Annotated in this window: 16 protein-coding genes and 1 pseudogene; 13 read left to right on the top strand and 4 right to left on the bottom strand. The window is 58.9% G+C overall.

What is annotated here, in order from left to right; all coding sequences use genetic code 11:
- Both EC915_RS20770 and desA read right to left on the bottom strand, forming a co-directional pair.
- On the bottom strand, window positions 1–978 hold the full coding sequence (locus EC915_RS20770; RefSeq protein ID WP_133752388.1) for a sensor domain-containing diguanylate cyclase: 978 nt from the start codon (window positions 976–978) through the stop codon (window positions 1–3).
- 138 nt (window positions 979–1,116) lie between these two features.
- Entirely contained in the window at window positions 1,117–2,301 is a 1,185-nt protein-coding gene (gene desA, locus EC915_RS20765; RefSeq protein ID WP_133752387.1) for a delta-9 fatty acid desaturase DesA, read from the bottom strand.
- Window positions 2,302–2,480: 179 nt separating this feature from the next.
- On the opposite strand from desA, the gene dibA reads away from it, so the two are divergent.
- From dibA to EC915_RS20735, 6 genes are all read left to right on the top strand, one after another.
- Window positions 2,481–4,403, top strand: coding sequence for a phosphodiesterase DibA (gene dibA, locus EC915_RS20760; protein ID WP_133752386.1), 1,923 nt, complete (start codon window positions 2,481–2,483; stop codon window positions 4,401–4,403).
- A 282-nt stretch (window positions 4,404–4,685) separates the two neighbouring features.
- Window positions 4,686–4,868, top strand: coding sequence for a sulfur starvation response protein OscA (gene oscA / locus EC915_RS20755; RefSeq protein WP_133752385.1), 183 nt, complete (start codon window positions 4,686–4,688; stop codon window positions 4,866–4,868).
- A gap of 91 nt (window positions 4,869–4,959) precedes the next feature.
- Window positions 4,960–5,970, top strand: coding sequence for a sulfate ABC transporter substrate-binding protein (locus EC915_RS20750; RefSeq protein WP_133752384.1), 1,011 nt, complete (start codon window positions 4,960–4,962; stop codon window positions 5,968–5,970).
- A gap of 73 nt (window positions 5,971–6,043) precedes the next feature.
- On the top strand, window positions 6,044–6,865 hold the full coding sequence (gene cysT, locus EC915_RS20745) for a sulfate ABC transporter permease subunit CysT (protein WP_133752383.1): 822 nt from the start codon (window positions 6,044–6,046) through the stop codon (window positions 6,863–6,865).
- Between the two features lie 12 nt (window positions 6,866–6,877).
- Window positions 6,878–7,750, top strand: coding sequence for a sulfate ABC transporter permease subunit CysW (gene cysW / locus EC915_RS20740; protein WP_133752382.1), 873 nt, complete (start codon window positions 6,878–6,880; stop codon window positions 7,748–7,750).
- A gap of 3 nt (window positions 7,751–7,753) precedes the next feature.
- A complete protein-coding gene (locus tag EC915_RS20735) occupies window positions 7,754–8,743 on the top strand; it encodes a sulfate/molybdate ABC transporter ATP-binding protein (RefSeq protein WP_133752381.1) in 990 nt (329 codons plus the stop codon).
- A 149-nt stretch (window positions 8,744–8,892) separates the two neighbouring features.
- On the opposite strand, the gene EC915_RS20730 is transcribed toward EC915_RS20735, so the two are convergent.
- The gene (locus EC915_RS20730; protein WP_133752380.1) at window positions 8,893–9,429 is read right to left on the bottom strand and encodes a DUF962 domain-containing protein; all 537 of its coding nucleotides are present in this window, start codon (window positions 9,427–9,429) and stop codon (window positions 8,893–8,895) included.
- Window positions 9,430–9,942: 513 nt separating this feature from the next.
- Here EC915_RS20730 and EC915_RS20725 point away from each other — a divergent pair.
- From EC915_RS20725 to EC915_RS20695, 7 genes and pseudogenes are all read left to right on the top strand, one after another.
- Window positions 9,943–10,524, top strand: a complete 582-nt coding sequence (locus EC915_RS20725) for an alpha/beta hydrolase (protein WP_133752379.1) — start codon at window positions 9,943–9,945, stop codon at window positions 10,522–10,524.
- A gap of 128 nt (window positions 10,525–10,652) precedes the next feature.
- Window positions 10,653–11,480, top strand: a pseudogene (locus EC915_RS20720) (sigma 54-interacting transcriptional regulator); the annotation flags it as partial.
- A gap of 265 nt (window positions 11,481–11,745) precedes the next feature.
- The gene (locus EC915_RS20715) at window positions 11,746–12,534 is read left to right on the top strand and encodes a MetQ/NlpA family ABC transporter substrate-binding protein (protein WP_133752377.1); all 789 of its coding nucleotides are present in this window, start codon (window positions 11,746–11,748) and stop codon (window positions 12,532–12,534) included.
- 293 nt (window positions 12,535–12,827) lie between these two features.
- A complete protein-coding gene (locus EC915_RS20710; RefSeq protein WP_133752376.1) occupies window positions 12,828–13,724 on the top strand; it encodes a TauD/TfdA family dioxygenase in 897 nt (298 codons plus the stop codon).
- A gap of 43 nt (window positions 13,725–13,767) precedes the next feature.
- A complete protein-coding gene (locus EC915_RS20705) occupies window positions 13,768–14,649 on the top strand; it encodes an ABC transporter ATP-binding protein (protein WP_133752375.1) in 882 nt (293 codons plus the stop codon).
- A 101-nt stretch (window positions 14,650–14,750) separates the two neighbouring features.
- Window positions 14,751–15,617, top strand: coding sequence for an ABC transporter permease (locus tag EC915_RS20700; protein ID WP_133752374.1), 867 nt, complete (start codon window positions 14,751–14,753; stop codon window positions 15,615–15,617).
- An 86-nt stretch (window positions 15,618–15,703) separates the two neighbouring features.
- Window positions 15,704–16,723: an ABC transporter substrate-binding protein gene (locus tag EC915_RS20695; protein ID WP_133752373.1), complete on the top strand. Its 1,020-nt coding sequence runs from the start codon at window positions 15,704–15,706 to the stop codon at window positions 16,721–16,723.
- 253 nt (window positions 16,724–16,976) lie between these two features.
- Here the strand turns inward: EC915_RS20695 and EC915_RS20690 are convergent, their stop codons facing one another.
- A complete protein-coding gene (locus EC915_RS20690) occupies window positions 16,977–18,143 on the bottom strand; it encodes an AAA family ATPase (RefSeq protein ID WP_133752372.1) in 1,167 nt (388 codons plus the stop codon).
- Window positions 18,144–18,236: the final 93 nt, after the last annotated feature.

The following is an 18,236-nucleotide window of genomic DNA, read 5'->3' as shown; positions in this document are numbered from 1 at the left end:
TCAAACCAACACGATCTGATTCTTGCCCTGGCGCTTGGCCTGATACATCCCTGCATCAGCGCGGGCAAAGAGGGCTTCCAGATTCTGGTCTTCAGGGCTCAGATTGGTCAGGCCCTGGCTGGCAGTGATGCCGAACGTCCTGTCAACGCGCTGGAAGCTCAGGCGCTGGATTTCCCGTTGCAGGCGTTCGGCGATCTGCCTGGCCATGTCCGGCGCACAGCCGATAAAGACCGCTGCAAATTCCTCGCCGCCGATCCGTCCGAACAGGTCGCCGCGCCGCAGGGTCTTGCGCCCGCATTCGGCAATGCCCTGCAGCACCAGATCGCCCTGCTGGTGACCATAGGTGTCGTTGACCAGTTTGAAGTCATCCACATCGAGCAACAGAAACGCCATCGGCGTACCTTGCAAGCGCGCCTGCTCGAATTCGCGCTGGGCGCATTCGAAGAAGTGACGACGGTTGCTGCTCTGGGTCAGCACGTCGGTAGTGGCCAGGCGCTGAAGCTCGTCTTCCAGCTGCTTCTTCTCGGTGATGTCTTCGGCAATGCCCACCACGATCAGGCGCTGGCTGTGTTCTGCCTGATGGCTGACGAAGCATTTGTCGCTCAGCCAGCGTACCTGTCCGTCGGCACGGATGATCCGATACTCGCGGTCTTCGATGGAGCCTTTTTCCAGCACTTCACAGAGGCTGCGCTCGGCGTAATCGAGGTCATCGGGGTATATGCTGTCACGCCATTCGTTGTAATCGGCCAGCAACAGCCCTGCCGAACGACCGAAAATCCGCTCGTAAGCCGGGCTGACGTAGATCATGCGCTGGGTCTGCCAATCGTAGGCCCAAAGCACTGCGTTAACACTCACCAGCAACGAACTGAACAGCTGTTCACGCTCACTCAGGCGCGCGACTTCCGCTTGGGCGTGCATCAGTGCCAAAAGGGTTTCTGCGGGAGCTGGAGTGTCGATCGAGGGGGTCTGGTTGTCCATGAGCACTGCATCTCAAAATAAGGTGCGGCGCATGCCACAACATGTCACACAGCATAGTGCGAAGGTGATAATGAGATTGGCGTAGTGACTCTAAGTTCCGATCGGCGCACGCCCATAGAGCCTGCGCCGATCAACGGCTCAGGTGTGTTGGGGGCGGAGCGAGTAGGTTTTCAACTGATCGGCGAAGTCGCGCAGGGATTGAATCCCGCTTGCTTCGGCTTCGTGTACCCAGTCCTTGACAGCTGCGAGCATGTCATGGCCGTTGCTACTGGTCCTGACCCAGATCTGCTGCAGCGCCAGACGCTTCTCGTAGATCACTTTCAGGGCCTGGCTGTGCTCCAGCATGTTCTGGATGCGCACTTGGTGCCTGTCTTCCAGCAGGCTGGTTTCCCGCGATAGCAGCCGCTTGGCGCGGCGGAACTGGTGACGAACCGACGCATCGGCCTTGGCCAGTTCCTGCTGCACCAGTGGAGCGATCACCAGCTTGCGGTACTGCGCCATGATCTGGAACCGGTTGTTGAGGATCGCCATGGCGGTGTCCATGTCCACGTGGCCTTTGCCTTCGACCCGATGGGCAATGGGTGCAACGCGCTGCACCTTCGCCAGACGCAGCCAGCAGAACAGCTTGATCCAGGCCCAGCCCATGTCGAACTCCCAGCGCTTGACCGACAGCTTCGCCGAATTGGGGTAGGTGTGATGGTTGTTATGCAACTCTTCGCCGCCAATCAGGATGCCCCACGGCACCAGATTGGTCGCAGCATCCCGGCACTCGAAGTTGCGATAGCCCACCGCATGCCCCAATCCGTTGACCACACCTGCCGCCCACACCGGTATCCACATCATCTGGATGGCCCAGACGGTGATGCCGATGACGCCGAACAGCGCGAGGTCGATTACACCCATGATGACCACGCCAAGACGCGGGTACCGCGAATACAGATTGCGTTCGATCCAGTCTTCCGGGCAGTTCTTGCCGTAGATGCGCAGCGTCTCCGGGTTTTCCGCTTCGGCGCGATAAAGCTCGGCACCTTTGCGCAGCACGGTGGACAAACCTTTTATGACGGGGCTGTGCGGGTCGTCTACAGTTTCACATTTGGCGTGATGCTTGCGGTGAATGGCTGTCCACTCGCGGGTGTTCTGTGCCGTGGTCAGCCACAGCCAGAAACGGAAAAAGTGCTTGAGTCCGGCATTGAGTTCCAGCGAGCGATGAGCTGAATAGCGATGGAGATAGACTGTGACGCCGACGATGGTGACGTGAGTCATCGCCAGAATGACTGCGACCAATTGCCAGACGGACAGGTCGAGCAGACCGTTGTTCCACATAGGCTGAGTTGCCCTCTGTTGTAACGCATGCAAAGTGTGCAGGACGCGCTTGGCGCGGTTCCTGATTCGGCAGCGCATTATCACTTAGCCACGAGATAAAAACAGTCGGCGTTTTAGATAAGCGTCGCAGGATGTTTCTTACCTTATAATCCCGTGCTTTTGTAAGGCTTTTGGTTTACATGACAGCGATTACCCGAGATGCGCTCAAAACCGCACTGTCGTATGGGGTACTGTCGATTTTCTGGTTGGCGTTCACCGACTTCGTGCTCCCCCTTTTGATCGACGATCCGATTTGGCTGCCCCGCGCCCAACTGATGAGCGGTTACGCATGGCTTGTGCTCAGCGCTGCGTGCGTCTACCTCGCACGATCCAGGCTGCTGGGGTTCTTGGGAGTCAAGGACCGCAAGCAGCAGGACGAAGACCTGCAACGGCTGCGTCTGGCGGCGGCGGTTTTCGACAGCACCCTGGAAGGTGTGTTGGTCACCGATGCCACCGGTGTGATCGTGCACGTGAACCGGGCATTCATGGAGATCACGGGTTATCAGCAGGACGAAGTGCTGGGCCTGACACCCAGCAAGTTCAAGTCCGGTCGCCACGGCCCTGAATTTTACGAGCGCATGTACAAGGTCATTCTCAGCGCCGGGCAGTGGAGCGGCGAGATCTGGAACCGGCGCAAGAGCGGCGAAATCTATCCGCAATGGCAGAGCATCCGCCTGATCAGGGATGACCACGGCGCTATCACCCATTTCGTGGCGGTCTTTTCCGACATCTCCACAATCAAGCATTCCGAGCGTGAACTGGCCTATTTGGCCCATTACGACGCGCTGACCAGCCTGCCAAACCGACTGTTGTTCACCGACCGGGCCGAACAGGCGCAAACCCATGCCCGGCGCAGCAAGCAGAATCTGGCACTTTTACTGATCGATCTGGACCACTTCAAGCACATCAACGACAGCCTGGGGCATAACGTTGGCGATGAGGTGCTCAAAGCGGTCAGTGAGCGGCTGAACAGCCTGCTTGAGAAAGGCCTGACCCTGGCGCGGCTGGGTGGCGATGAATTCGCCGTGCTGGTGGAAAATCCGCACCAGCCCGTGCAGGCGGCGGAACTTGCTCAAGGTGTACTGGAAGCGCTGCACGAGCCGTTTGTAATCGACAGCCAACCGCTGTTTCTGTCGGCCAGCATCGGCATCAGCGTCTTTCCCCATGATGCCTTGAGCGCCGAGCAACTGCTGCGCAATGCCGATGCGGCATTGTTTCTGGCCAAGAGTCAGGGCCGCGAACGCTATGCCCTGTACACCGAGGAGCTGACCGCCCATGCGCGACGTCGTGTGGAACTGGCCAGCGAACTGCGCCGCGCCATCGTGCAGGGCGAGTTGCGGGTGTTTTACCAGCCGATCCACAACCTGCGCACGCGCCGCATCGAAGGGGTCGAAGCGCTGGTGCGTTGGCAGCATCCGCAGCATGGCATGGTATCGCCGGGCGAGTTCATACCCATTGCCGAGCAGAGCGGGCTGATTGCCGATATTGATCATTGGGTACTGACCGAGGCCTGTCAGCAGATGCGTCAGTGGCTTGAGGGTGGTGTGCAGGCATCATTCGTTGCTGTGAATGTGTCCAGTCGTCTGTTTGGTCGTGGAGACCTGGATCGTCGAGTGGCGCAAGTATTGGATGAAACGGGCCTGGCACCGGGGTATCTGGAGCTGGAGGTGACCGAAAGCGCAGTCATGGATGATCCCGAGCGCGCCATTGAGCAGATGCACCGGTTGCGCGAACTGGGCTTGAAATTGTCCATCGATGATTTCGGTACGGGCTACTCGTCGCTGTTGCGCCTCAAGCGCATGCCGGTGCAGACATTGAAGATCGATCAGGGGTTCGTCGCAGGCTTGCCGGAGGACGATGACGACATTGCCATCGTCCGGGCAATCATTGCGCTGGCCCGGTCAATGGGCATGCGCGTACTGGCGGAGGGGATCGAACAGGCCGACCAGGCGGAGTTTCTGCTGCAAAACCAATGTGAATTGGGCCAAGGCTATTGGTTCGCCCGACCGATGCCTGCGACGCAGATCGATTGGCAGCATGCGCCGGTGTTCCCTGCGGTTTAGGGACGCATAGGCATGCGATAGGGAGAATCAAGTCGCGACAGGACGCTGTATCCGTCGCGCTGATTCGTCTGTCACCTGTTCCTCGCAGAGGTTTCCCCCACACGATCGGCATACGCGTACACCCCTTGCGATGCCGCCAATCCCGCTAAATTCATTTTGGTTATATCTGCATTCTTAAATAGTATTTTTAAGAATAACCCTCCCTCTCTACTATCCCTCCTACGCCACGAGCAGCCGCCCTCCCACCGTCGCTGCGGGCAACTCTTTCAAGGAGCACGATAAATGAGCGCATCTCTACGTAGCGTCGATGGCCAGGACGAAGCAACCATTTTGCGAGAAATTCAGAGCGCGCTGCGTGACCTGCGGTTTGGCGCGGTTGAAATCACTGTGCACAACGCGCAAGTGGTGCAGATCGAGCGCAAGGAAAAATTCCGTTTGCACAATCCAGGCAAACAGCAGGGTTGATGACGCTGGGAGCCGGGATTGATATAGACCGCCTACACAAATCAAAAAAATTAGAAAAGCCAACAACACATCATTTCCAGGAGCTTGATACATGTCCATTCGTCGTTACGCGCTGGCCGCTCTCGCCAGTGCCGTGTTTGCCGGTTCTGCTGTAGCAAAGGATTTCACCCTGCTCAACGTGTCGTATGACCCGACTCGCGAGCTGTACCAGGACTACAACGCCGAATTCATCAACTTCTGGAAAAAATCCCATCCTGGCGACACCGTCAAGATCAACCAGTCCCATGGCGGCTCGGGCAAGCAGGGCCGTTCAGTGATCGATGGTTCGCCAGCCGATGTGGTGACGCTCGCACTGGCCGGCGACATTGATGAAATCGCCAAACTGGGCAAGAGCCTCCCGGAAAACTGGCAGACCAAGCTGCCGGATGCCAGCACCCCGTACACCTCCACCATCGTATTCCTGGTGCGCAAGGGCAATCCCAAAGGCATCAAGGACTGGGACGATCTGATCAAGGATGGCGTGTCGGTCATTACGCCTAACCCGAAAACCTCGGGCGGTGCGCGCTGGAATTTTCTCGCCGCCTACGGCTATGGCTTGAAGGCTGGCGGTGGTGATGAAGCCAAGGCTAACGACTACATCAGCAAGCTCTTCAAGCACGTGCCTGTACTGGATACCGGCGCTCGCGGCTCCACCATTACCTTCGTCAACAACGGTCAGGGCGACGTGTTGCTGGCGTGGGAAAACGAAGCGTTTCTAGCGCTGAAAGAAGATGGCGGCGCCGACAAGTTCGACATCGTCGTACCTTCACTGTCGATCCTGGCCGAGCCGCCCGTCGCTGTGGTCGAGAAGAACGCCGAAAAGCACGGCACCACGGAAATCGCTACTGAATACCTCAAGCATCTGTACAGCAAGGAAGGCCAGGAGATTGCGGCGAAGAACTTCTACCGTCCGCGTGATGCGCAGGTGGCTGCCAAGTACGAGAAGCAGTTCCCCAAGCTGAACTTGCTGACCATCGACAAGGACTTCGGCGGCTGGAAATCGGCTCAGCCTAAATTCTTCGACGACGGCGGTGTGTTCGACAAGATCTACATCCCGCAATAACCTCTCGCGTTTGTGCAACAGAACCAACCGACCCGGACCCGCTCCGGGTCACGTGTGTTAATCAAGGACTCTTATGTCTCGACGCATATCCCCCGTCATACCCGGCTTCGGGCTGACGCTGGGCTACACCCTGGTGTACCTCAGCTTGATTGTGCTGATACCGCTTGCGGCCATGTTCATTCACGCGTCCCAGCTAAGCGCCGCGCAGTTCTGGAATATCGTCACGGCACCTCGCGTGCTGGCTGCACTCAAATTGAGCTTCGGCACGGCGTTCTTTGCAGCGATCATCAACGGCGTCATCGGTACGCTGCTGGCTTGGGTGCTTGTGCGCTACACCTTCCCCGGGCGCAAGATCATCGACGCCATGATCGACCTGCCGTTCGCGCTGCCCACCGCCGTCGCCGGCATTGCCCTGACGGCGTTGTACACGCCAACGGGCTTAGTGGGGCAGTTCGCTGCGGACCTGGGCATCAAGATCGCCTATTCCCCGCTTGGCATTACCCTGGCACTGACCTTCGTTACCCTGCCATTCGTGGTGCGCACGGTGCAGCCGGTACTGGCCGACATTCCCCGTGAAGTCGAAGAAGCTGCGGCCTGCCTGGGTGCGCGCCCGATTCAGGTGTTTCGCTACATTTTGGTCCCCGCTTTGCTGCCTGCCTGGCTGACCGGTTTCGCGCTGGCTTTTGCTCGTGGTGTGGGTGAGTACGGGTCGGTGATCTTCATTGCCGGCAACATGCCGATGAAGACAGAAATCTTGCCGCTGCTGATCATGGTCAAGCTCGATCAGTACGACTATGCGGGCGCCACGGCCATCGGCGTGATGATGCTGGTGGTGTCGTTCATCCTGTTGCTGCTGATCAACCTGCTGCAGCGACGCATCGAAACCCCTAACTGAGGAGACGCACGTATGTCGGGTCCATCGCTTATTGCTGCGTCCTCCGCCAATGCTGCCCGTCGTGGCAGCGCGGGTTCGCGGCGCATCCTGATCGGCCTTGCCTGGCTGGTCTTCGCGCTGTTTCTGTTGTTGCCGCTGTTGGTGGTCGTCAGTCAAGGCCTGAAAAATGGCTTGGGTGGCTTCTTTACGGCGATTCTTGAGCCCGACGCGCTCTCGGCGCTCAAGCTCACGGTGTACGCGGTGCTGATTTCCGTGCCGTTGAACGTCGTGTTTGGTGTCGCCGCGGCCTGGTGCGTGAGCAAGTACTCGTTCCGTGGTAAAGCAATTCTGGTGACCCTGATCGACCTGCCGTTCTCGGTGTCACCGGTGATCGCCGGTCTGGTCTACATCCTGATGTTTGGCGCCCGTGGCATCTTCGGCCCATGGTTGCAGGATCACGACATTCAGATCGTCTTCGCCTTGCCGGGCATTGTGCTGGCGACCATCTTCGTGACCGTACCTTTCGTCGCGCGTGAACTCATCCCGCTGATGCAGGAGCAGGGCACGCAGGAGGAGGAAGCCGCCCGGCTGCTGGGCGCCAACGGCTGGCAGATGTTCTGGCATGTGACCGTGCCGAATATCAAATGGGGCCTGATCTATGGCGTGGTGCTGTGTACCGCCCGGGCGATGGGCGAGTTCGGCGCGGTGTCGGTGGTGTCCGGCCACATTCGCGGCGTGACCAACACCCTGCCACTGCATGTCGAGATTCTCTACAACGAGTACAACCACGTGGCTGCATTTGCCGTGGCGAGCCTGTTATTGATCCTTGCGCTGTTCATCCTGCTGCTCAAGCAGTGGAGCGAAGCGCGCATTAGCCGTCTGCGCCAAAGCGCGGCGGAGGAATAATTCATGTCGATCGAAGTTCGTAACGTCAGCAAGAATTTCAACGCCTTCAAGGCCCTCAACAGCATCAATCTGGACATCCAGAGTGGCGAGCTGGTGGCGTTGCTCGGCCCGTCCGGCTGCGGCAAAACCACGCTGCTGCGCATTATTGCCGGTCTGGAAACGCCCGATCAGGGCAACATCGTGTTCCACGGGGAAGACGTCTCCGGCCACGATGTGCGAGATCGCAACGTCGGGTTCGTGTTCCAGCACTACGCTTTGTTCCGCCACATGACGGTGTTCGACAACGTGGCCTTCGGCTTGCGCATGAAGCCCAAGAAGCAGCGTCCGAATGAATCGCAGATCGCGATGAAGGTGCATGAGCTGCTGAACATGGTGCAGCTGGACTGGCTGGCCGACCGTTATCCGGAGCAGTTGTCCGGTGGTCAGCGTCAACGTATCGCGCTGGCTCGTGTGCTGGCGGTAGAACCCAAGGTGCTGCTGCTGGACGAGCCGTTCGGTGCGCTGGACGCCAAGGTGCGCAAGGAGCTGCGTCGCTGGCTGGCGCGTTTGCACGAAGACATCAACCTGACCTCGGTTTTCGTGACTCACGACCAGGAAGAGGCCATGGAAGTGGCCGACCGTATCGTGGTGATGAACAAGGGTGTGATCGAGCAGATAGGCTCGCCGGGCGAGGTCTACGAGAATCCGGCCAGCGATTTCGTCTACCACTTCCTCGGCGATTCCAACCGCCTGCATCTGGGCGACGACAACCACGTGTTGTTCCGTCCTCATGAAGTGTCATTGTCGCGCCATGAAGTGGAAGGGCACCACGTTGCTCAAGTGCGTGACATCCGCCCGTTGGGCGCGACCACCCGCGTGACGCTCAAGGTCGAAGGCCAACCGGAGCTGATCGAAGCCGAAGTGGTCAAGGACCACGACAGCCTGATCGACCTGGCGCGCGGGGAGACCTTGTTCTTCAAGCCCAAGGTCTGGCAGAAGGTTACCAATGTCTAACCCTTTTTGGAGCCAGGTAATTCACTCAATCATCGGGTGATTCAACGTTGTGGGAGTGAGCTTGCTCGCGAAAAAGGCCGGGACATCCAGGGCAGCCTGGGAGCCTGAAAGTCAGTCGTCGTGAGCGATCTCACTCCACAGGACGTAATTCATGCCGGGGATTTTTTGTGATTGCGCTTGTGCGTACGGCCTGCCTTACCTTCGATGCTGCTCTGCAGCTTGCTCCTCATTCCCAGCAAGAACGCCGCTTCCGCTACCACGAACAGCGGGCCAATGATCAGGCCTGAGAGGTCGTCGACGAACGCCGGCTTGCGACCCTCGTAATAATGGCCGATGAATTGAATCACCCAGCCCACCACGAACAGCCCGATCCCGGTGCTGAGCCAGACCATGGTTGTCTGTTGCGCAAGGCAGGCGCCCGCCCACAGGCACAGCGCAAGCAAAACGCCCATCAGCACGCCGAATGGCCGGTCCAGCCGCAAGTAAAAAAGGGTGGCCGCCGACGTCGCCAGCAGCGCCGGTGAAATCCACAAGCCACCCAGCGAGACGCTGCTCCAACCGGGCCGCGATAACAACACTGCCACCGCGAGGACGATCAGCGGAATGCCGACGAAGTGCGTGATGATATTGCGCATGTCGCGGTGGTAGGCCGCGTATTGGCTGAGATGATCGATGAGGTTTTTCATTGTTAGTCCTCTTTTGTTACGTGGACCATTGCGCTGGTTTTTAGGCAGGGCCAGGCATCTGGCTCAACCTGCAATAAAACGCCAGCGAGAAAAAGAAGATTCACGTGACGAATGGAGCGCAATGTCGCTCTTGGTTGATCAACGATCACGGGTTCAGCCCTTTACCCTTCATTGCAGGATAGCCCCCTGCTTGGCATGCAGCAGCGACGCTTCACGTCCGGCAAACCGGTCTCCCTCCGACCGTGTGTCTGCACTGGAAACCATTGTGCATAAAGATTCTGTAACAACTGCCCCGTATGCTCTACCCATCCCCGGCGAGTTGGGGCGGGCATTGTGATTTTTCAGGGCTACTCCTCAAGGCAGGGGGTGGCCCTCTTTTTTCCCTGCGCAGTAGCGGGTGATGACGGCATATGTTTTTGAGCTATTAACAAATATCTTCTTATTCTTTTTCGAATATATGTCGCGTCCCTATACTCGCCACCATGAACGCAAAAGATGCAGGAGGCGAAGGCCATGCACAACGAATCGATCCGTTACCTGATCGTGCCAGGCTGGCAAGGATCTGCCGAAGACCATTGGCAAACGCACTGGCAGAACAGCCTGCCGAACAGTACGCGCGTGGAGCAGGCCGACTGGCTCAAGCCGCGTCGCGAAGACTGGGTGGGCGAGCTGCAGCGGGCGATTGCCGCCGATAACTCACCGGTTATTTTGATCGCGCACAGCCTGGGCTGCGTGACCGTCGCTCACTGGGCGCAATTGGCCCCGCTGGACACCCTGCGGCAAGTCCGTGGCGCTTTGCTGGTGGCACCTGCCGATGTCGAACGACCTAACTGCCCACCGGCGATCCGCCATTTCGCGCCTGTACCTGAACAGCTGTTGCCGTTTCCGGCGCAGGTGGTCAGCTCCGACAACGACGCTGCCGTCAGCGCGTTGCGTGCGATGGAAATGGCCCGCAACTGGGGTGCCGAGATCGGCATCCTCAGCGGTGCCGGGCATATCAATGTCAAATCCGGGCACCAGCGCTGGGAGCAGGGTTTCGCTTATCTGTATCGCCTTCAGGGGCGGATCGAGCAACTCACACGCCGTCGCGCATGAAGGCAGGTGCGCGACAGGGGTCGCGTCTGAAAATACGCCGATCACGATTTTTTTCGCCGCAGTGAACCGACAGGCGCTGCGGCCTTTTTTTAACGCCCAGGCAATGATGGCTTGGGCGGGAGTTTGCCATGAGTCATTCCGCGTCCTCACAACAGCCCCTTAGCCAACCTCTGCTGACGTTCCCCGACGCCGAAAAGAGTCCTCTGAGCATTCGCGCCAAGGCGCTGGTGTTTTTCGACCCGCGCTCCCGGCGCCTGCGCGAGGAAATGGAGCAACTTGCGCCCCTGGAACTACCCGTGCTGATCCGTGGCGAACCCGGAACCGGGAAAGAGTTACTGGCCAGGCATATTCACCGAGGCAGCGACCGTCCGGGGTTGTTTGTCTCAGTCAATTGCGGCGCTGTCAGTCCGACCTACGCCGATGCCGAATTATTTGGCTATACGGCAGGTGCGCACAGCGGTTCGGTAAGCAGTCGGGCTGGCTGGTTCGGCTCTGCCACAGGCGGGACATTGTATCTGGATGAAATCGCCGACTTGCCGATGTCCATCCAGACAAAGCTGCTCTCGGCCCTGGAGAACCACGAGGTCACCCGCGTAGGGGCATCACAGCCAAGCCCGGTGGACGTTCGATTGGTGGCTGCGACCAGCATCGATCTGAGTCTTGCAGTGGCTGCCGGAAAGTTTCACGAGCGGCTTTACCGCTACCTGAGTGAGGGGCGGCTGGATTTGCCCGCATTGCGCGAACAGCCTGGGAACATCCTGCCGTTGGCTGAATATTTTCTGGGCATCTACAGCCAGCGTTTGGGTTTTGAGATGCCGCTGATCAGCGAGGCCGCGCAAAAGCTGCTCGAAGCGCATTACTGGCCGGGCAACACCAGGGAGCTTGAGAATGTCATTCATTTTGCGTTGCTGGTCAGCAGCGGGACGGAGATTCTGCCGCAGCATTTGAATCTACCGACCCGCTGATACCGGGGCATCGGTGGGGCAAAGGCCGTGGCAGCCTGTCCCACCTGACACTGTGCGGCGGCGTCTTCACAGCGTCCAAACGAGTGGCTAAACGCTTTTTGAGAACCAAAAAGAATAAACCTCCGCATAAAAAGTATTGTCTCGGAATAAAAAATCTCGGTAATGTCTGCTTCAGCCGCCACCCTCCAAAGGTCGTGCCCGCGGCATCAAGACAAAGTTGCCCACAAGGCGACCAGAATTTCTCTAAGGACATCGCATGAAAAAGACGTTTTTGTTCACCGCACTGGCGGCTGCCCTCTCTTTCGGTATCAGCGCTGCACAAGCTGCCGAGAAACTGGTCGTCGGCGCAACTGCCGTTCCGCACGCCGAGATCCTGGAGCTGATCAAGCCTGAACTGGCCAAAGAAGGCGTGGATCTGGAGATCAAGGTGTTCACTGACTACGTACAGCCCAACGTGCAGTTGAACGAGAAACGCCTGGACGCCAATTACTTCCAGACCAAACCTTATCTGGAGGGCTTCAACAAGGGCAAAGGCGCCAATCTGGTGACTGGCGTAGGCGTCCACGTTGAACCGTTCGGCGGTTACTCCAAAAAATGGAAGTCCATCGATCAGTTGCCTGAAGGCGCAACCGTTGCCATTCCTAACGAAGGCAGCAACGCCGGTCGTGCCCTGCTCCTGCTGCAGAAGAATGGTCTGATTACCCTGAAAGACCCGACTAACGCGCTGGCGACTCCGAAAGACATCGCCACCAACCCGAAAAAGCTGAAATTCCGCGAGCTGGAATCCGCTCTGCTACCGCGCGCATTGGACCAGGTTGATCTGGACTTGATTAACACCAACTACGCGCTGGACGCCAAGCTGAACCCGAAGAAAGACGCGCTGATCATCGAAGGTGCTGATTCGCCGTACGTGAACTTCCTCGTAACCCGCGCCGATAACGCCCACACCGACGCGATCGAGAAGCTGTCCAAGGCGCTGACCAGCCAGCAAGTCAAAGACTTCATCAACAAGAAGTACGATGGCGCGGTATTGCCAGCGTTCTGATGAGCGCAAAGGTTTCGCAGTTCAAACGGTGGGAGCGCGCTTGCTCGCGATGGCGGTGATTGACACACCACTTTCGCGACCGTCATGACCCCCGATACCGCCACAGGGCTACGATGACTGCTCCACGTTTTCGCGCCGACGGCTTGTTCATGCGTCGGCGTTTTTGTATATGCATTGAGCCGCTGCTAGTCCATTCAGCGCTATCCATATTCTCTATCGGTATTTAAATTTAAGTTCTTATATCTATAAAGTTCCGACTCCACGGTCACACTCATTCTGGAGTTGGAGTTCTCATGCCCGCAGCCTCCCTGGCTTCTACCTCCGAGCAAGCGCCGGACCAGCAGTTCGATGTGTGTCCATTCACCGAAAAGGTGGGCGCGGAAATCGTCGGGCTGGACCTGTCTCGTCCGCTCAATGACGCCGATTTCGCCCGCGTGCATCGCGCGCATCTGGATCACCACGTTGTGGTGTTCCGTGATCAGCGGATCACCCCGCAGCAGCAGATCGATTTCAGCCGTCGTTTTGGCGTCTTGCAGATTCACGTACTCAAGCAGTTCCTGCTCGCCAATCATCCAGAAATCCTGATCGTCTCCAACATCGTCGAGAACGGCCAACCGGTGGGGCTGGGTGATGCGGGCAAATACTGGCACTCGGACCTGTCCTATAAAGAACTCCCAAGCCTGGGCTCCATGCTCTATGCCCAGGAATTGCCGAGCGAAGGGGGCGACACACTGTTTGCGGACATGCACCAGGCCTGGGAAACCCTGCCTGAACACCTGCGCAAGGCTGTCGAAGGGCGCAGCGCCGTGCACAGTTACACCTCGCGCTACAGCGACGGCCGCAATGCCGAGAACTGGCGTCCGACCTTGAGTGCCGAGCAGTTGGCGCAAGTAGCCGTGGTCAGTCATCCGATCGTGCGCACGCACCCGGAAAACGGCCGCAAGGCGCTGTTCGTCAGCGAGGGTTTCACCACCCATATCGTCGGTCTTCCCGAAGACGAAAGTCGCGCAATTCTGGACGAGCTCTATGCGCACAGCGTGCGTGCGCAAAACGTCTACCGCCACCGATGGCAGGAAAATGACATGGTGTTCTGGGACAACCGTTCCCTGATCCACCTGGCAGGCGGCACCCCTGATCATCTGCGCCGTCGCCTGCACCGCACCACCATTCAGGGCGACGCTCCGTTCTGATTCATGCACTGCTTTCTGCCCTGAATGAAGGAGCCCCGTTTTCATGAACGCTGTTCTGCAAAGCCACACGGCTAGCAATCGCCCAAATGCGCAACAGGCCAATCAGCCTACCGCTGAAGCGCTATTGCAAGTCCAGGGCGTGAGCCTTGAATACCGCACGCCGGAACGCGTGGTGCGGGCCACTCATCAAGTCAGTTTCGAAATCGATCCGGCGGACCGCTTCGTCCTGCTCGGCCCATCGGGTTGCGGCAAATCGACGTTGCTCAAGGCCGTTGCCGGCTTCATCAAGCCCAGCGAAGGACAGATCCGTCTGGCCGGTCAGCAGGTCAGGGAGCCAGGGCCGGACCGGATCGTGGTGTTTCAGGAGTTTGACCAGTTGCCACCGTGGAAAACGGTGATCGAGAACGTCATGTTCCCATTGCTGGCCTCGCGCACGCTCAAGCGTCGCGAGGCCGAAGAGCGCGCCCGGCATTATCTGGAGAAGGTCGGTTTGAGCGCGTTCGCCAATGCGTATCCGCACACCTTGTCCGGCGGCATGAAGGCGCGAGTGGCGATTGCCCGCGCACTGGCGATGCAGCCGAAAATCCTGTTGATGGATGAGCCGTTCGCCGCGCTCGATGCCTTGACCCGGCGCAAGATGCAGGAGGAGTTGCTGGAGCTGTGGGAAGAGGTGCGGTTCACCTTGTTGTTCGTCACTCACTCCATCGAAGAAGCGCTGGTGGTGGGCAACCGGATTTTGCTGCTGTCGCCGCATCCGGGGCGCGTACGGGCCGAGATCAACAGCCATCAATACGGCTTGAAAAGCCTTGGCGGCTTCGACTTCCAGGCCTCCGCGCAGCGCATCCACCGGCTGTTGTTCGATGAGGGCGAAGCGCCCGCGCCGGAACAGGATCTGCGCTTTCAGGATATTCGTATCGCGTATTGAGGCGGGCACACACAAGCCCCGCATCCCGGCATTGAACGCGTCTCAGCAGGAGCCATCCGGCGCTTGCAGGGACTGAGTCGACTCCAAAAGAGATTCCCACCATGAGCCTTTCACCCCCCATTCGCGAGGAGTATGAAGTCGCGCTGGAGCCTTTCACTCAGGAAGACCTGGCCCGCGACATCCCTCTCGTGCAACGCATCTGGCAGCAGAGCTGGGTGCGCAAAAGCGTCATCTTGATTGCCCTGGCGGTGCTCTGGGAAATCGTTGCGCGCATTCAAGGCAACGACTTGCTGTTGCCCAGTTTTCTCGATACCGCCAAGGCCTTTATCGATGGCATTGTCACCGGCGAGCTGCTGGCCAAGGTATGGATTTCCCTGACCGTGCTGATCAAGGGCTACCTGATCGGCATCGTTCTGGCATTCGGACTGACCACACTGGCTGTCTCTACCCAGCTGGGTCGCGATCTGCTCGGCACGCTGACCGCAATGTTCAACCCGCTGCCGGCCATCGCGCTGCTGCCTCTGTCGCTGCTGTGGTTCGGCCTTGGCGAAAACAGTCTGATCTTCGTGCTGGTGCATTCGGTGTTGTGGGCGCTGGCGCTGAACACATATGCGGGCTTTCTCGGGGTTTCGGAAACTCAGCGCATGGCCGGGCGCAACTATGGCCTCAAGGGCTTGCGCTTCGTCTGGTACATCCTGATTCCCGCTGCGCTGCCCTCGATTCTGGCTGGAATGAAAATCGGCTGGGCATTCGCCTGGCGCACCCTGATCGCCGCAGAGTTGGTGTTTGGTGCGTCGTCGGGCAAGGGCGGTCTGGGCTGGTACATCTTCCAGAACCGCAACGAGCTGTACACCGACAAAGTGTTCGCGGGTCTCGCGGCGGTGATCATCATCGGTCTGCTGGTGGAAAACCTGCTGTTCAGCAACGTCGAGCGCCTGACCGTCAAGCGCTGGGGCATGCAGCGCTGAGCAGACGATAAAAAGACAACAAGCTGAGTGCGCGGCATGACCGGCCACCCAGCCCTTCGATACTTCCGCTTCAATGTGAGGATTTCATGGGGACATCTACCAAACGCCCGGCGCTCACTGCACTGGCCGCCACACTGGGCTTGGCTGGGGCTCTGCTGAGCAGCGCGTCCCATGCCGAGGGCAAGATCAGCATCGCCCAACAGTTCGGTATCGGCTATCTGATCCTCGACGTGGTGCAGCAGCAGAAGCTGATCGAGAAGCACGGTAAGGAAGAAGGCATCGACATCAAGGTCGACTGGAACAGCATTTCCGGCGCAACCGCGATGAACGAAGCGCTGCTGGCCGGTGCTCTGGATGTGGTGTCGGCCGGTGTACCGCCGATGCTGACCATCTGGGACCGGACAAAGGGCAAACAGAACGTCAAGGCGATCGCTTCGCTAGGTTCGATGCCCAATTACCTCCTGAGCAACAAGCCTGAGGTGAAGACCCTGAACGACTTCACCGACAAGGACCGCATTGCTGTGCCTGCGGCGGGCGTGGGCTTCCAGTCGCGCACCTTGCAGATCGAGACCGCGAAACAGTTCGGGAACGATAACTACAAGAAGTTCGACAACATCTCCGTCAGCCTGCCGCACCCGGACGCTACTGCGGCATTGATTGCGGGCGGTTCGGAAATCAGCGCGCACTTCTCCAGCCCGCCATTCCAGTATCAGGAGCTGGAAAACCCGAAGGTGCATAAAGTGCTGAGTTCTTACGACGTGCTGGGCGGTCAAGCCTCGTTCAACGTGCTCTACACCACGCAGAAATTCCACGACGAAAACCCGAAAACCTACAAAGCCTTCTACGACGCGCTGGCAGAAGCCGAGCAGATCATCAAAGCCGACAAGGCTGCAGCGGCGAAGACGTACATCGACGTCGAGAAGTCCAAACTGCCGCTGCCATTGGTAGAGAAGATCGTCTCAGACCCGGAAATCGACTTCACCGTGGTTCCGCAGCGCACCTTCATCTACGCCGAGAAACTGCACGAGATCGGCGTGCTGAAAAACAAGGCCGACAGCTGGAAGGACTTCTTCTTCGAAGAAGCCCATGCTGGCGCGGGCAGCTGAGTTGTTGGGCAGCTGAGTTGTTGGGTCGCTGAGTTGTTGGACTGCTACAGGGGATTGTGGCGTTCTGACGTTGTGCCTCCGGCAGAAATCGATCGTTCCCACGCTCTGCGTGGAAACGCCGCCTTCGACGCTCAGCGTCGGCTGCTTCTAGTGACGCGGAGCGTCACGGTATGGGTTACCACGTGGAACGTGGGAACGATCAGCGGCCAATGATTTTCCGCAGGTGGCGGGCAGCGGCGACGTACCTCAGCGCTTAATCCGGCCAATGCCATGCTGGCTGATCGAGCATTCCTTGGCCGATGATTCCGGTCTGGCCGATTTCTTTTTCGAGCACGATGCAGTTGCATTCCGGATCCCGCTCCAGCGCGGCGATCAGGCGGCTGGCGTGGGACACGACCCAGACCTGACAGCGCAGTGAAGCACTAATGATCAGTCTCGCCAACGCGGGCAACAGGTCGGGATGCAGGCTGGTTTCCGGCTCGTTGAGGACCATCATGGTGGGCGGGCGAGGTGTCAGCAGGGCGGCGATCAGCAGCAGGTAACGCAGCGTCCCGTCCGACAACTCGGCCGCCGACAAGGGTCGCAACAACCCTTGCTGATAGAACTCCAGTGCAAACAACCCGCCGCCTTGAGCATTGATTTCGATGCGTGCGCCAGGGAAGGCATCGCTGATCGCGGCATCCAGCGCTTCGGGCTCGCCAATTTCGCGAATTGTCTGCAAGGCGGCAGCCAGATCCCGCCCATCGTGGTGCAGAACAGGGGTGCGGGTCCCCAACTGTGCCTTGCGCGCAGGCGCGTCGGCGTCGCTGCGAAAGTGATCATAAAATCGCCAGCCGCGAATACTCTCGCGCAACTGCAGCACTTCCGGCGACGAGCGCAGGTTACCCACTTGGTCGAACAGGCTGTCGTAGGTCGGCGTGTGTTGCGCCAAGACATCCCAACTACGGCCTCCGCGAGCACGGATCATGGGGCCTGCACGGTCGACCAGCAGACTGGCGGGCCGATACACCGCACCGGCCCAGATGCACTCGCGCTTGATCTCAGGGTCCAGGCCGAAGGCTGTCGGCGCGTTGGGCGGCGAGGGCAGGCCCAGTGAAATCGCATAGCTGAAATCCTCGGCAGCGAAGCCCAGACGCAGTCGGACGACGTCCTTGCGCGGCCCGCCCTGAACGTCGACTTCGCCATTACGCATGCGCCGACTGATCGTTTCCGGTCCGGCCCAGAATGTCGACTTCAACCCGCCTTCGCGAGCCAGTGCATTGATGACGCCACCTTGGGCCGTTTCAGCGAGCAAGCGCAACGCGCGATACAAATTGGACTTGCCGCTGCCATTGGGCCCGGTGATCAGGTTCAGGCGCGCAAGTGGCATCACCAGCGTGTTGATTGAGCGGTAGTGGGCGACGGCGAGGGTGGTGAGCATCGAGCGTTCCTTGCTGTTAATGTGCGCAGCGGGCGAGGCGGGTCGGCAGAGTTTAGCGGCGCGAGGAACCCTGATCCACGCTCACAGTCGCAT

This window comes from Pseudomonas sp. LP_7_YM, from assembly GCF_004364435.1.
Lineage (GTDB): Bacteria > Pseudomonadota > Gammaproteobacteria > Pseudomonadales > Pseudomonadaceae > Aquipseudomonas.
This window is presented reverse-complemented; position numbering and strand designations above follow the sequence as displayed.

Excerpts from the sequence above, each read along its gene's own strand:
- EC915_RS20735 (WP_133752381.1), top strand. The coding sequence starts at position 7,754 with ATGTCGATCGAAGTTCGTAACGTCAGCAAGAATTTCAACGCCTTCAAG.
- cysT (WP_133752383.1), top strand. The coding sequence starts at position 6,044 with ATGTCTCGACGCATATCCCCCGTCATACCCGGCTTCGGGCTGACGCTG.
- EC915_RS20710 (WP_133752376.1), top strand. The coding sequence starts at position 12,828 with ATGCCCGCAGCCTCCCTGGCTTCTACCTCCGAGCAAGCGCCGGACCAG.
- EC915_RS20725 (WP_133752379.1), top strand. The coding sequence starts at position 9,943 with ATGCACAACGAATCGATCCGTTACCTGATCGTGCCAGGCTGGCAAGGA.
- EC915_RS20700 (WP_133752374.1), top strand. The coding sequence starts at position 14,751 with ATGAGCCTTTCACCCCCCATTCGCGAGGAGTATGAAGTCGCGCTGGAG.
- EC915_RS20690 (WP_133752372.1), bottom strand. The coding sequence starts at position 18,143 with ATGCTCACCACCCTCGCCGTCGCCCACTACCGCTCAATCAACACGCTG.
- dibA (WP_133752386.1), top strand. The coding sequence starts at position 2,481 with ATGACAGCGATTACCCGAGATGCGCTCAAAACCGCACTGTCGTATGGG.
- EC915_RS20705 (WP_133752375.1), top strand. The coding sequence starts at position 13,768 with ATGAACGCTGTTCTGCAAAGCCACACGGCTAGCAATCGCCCAAATGCG.
- EC915_RS20750 (WP_133752384.1), top strand. The coding sequence starts at position 4,960 with ATGTCCATTCGTCGTTACGCGCTGGCCGCTCTCGCCAGTGCCGTGTTT.
- EC915_RS20715 (WP_133752377.1), top strand. The coding sequence starts at position 11,746 with ATGAAAAAGACGTTTTTGTTCACCGCACTGGCGGCTGCCCTCTCTTTC.
- desA (WP_133752387.1), bottom strand. The coding sequence starts at position 2,301 with ATGTGGAACAACGGTCTGCTCGACCTGTCCGTCTGGCAATTGGTCGCA.
- EC915_RS20730 (WP_133752380.1), bottom strand. The coding sequence starts at position 9,429 with ATGAAAAACCTCATCGATCATCTCAGCCAATACGCGGCCTACCACCGC.
- EC915_RS20770 (WP_133752388.1), bottom strand. The coding sequence starts at position 978 with ATGGACAACCAGACCCCCTCGATCGACACTCCAGCTCCCGCAGAAACC.
- EC915_RS20695 (WP_133752373.1), top strand. The coding sequence starts at position 15,704 with ATGGGGACATCTACCAAACGCCCGGCGCTCACTGCACTGGCCGCCACA.
- cysW (WP_133752382.1), top strand. The coding sequence starts at position 6,878 with ATGTCGGGTCCATCGCTTATTGCTGCGTCCTCCGCCAATGCTGCCCGT.
- oscA (WP_133752385.1), top strand. The coding sequence starts at position 4,686 with ATGAGCGCATCTCTACGTAGCGTCGATGGCCAGGACGAAGCAACCATT.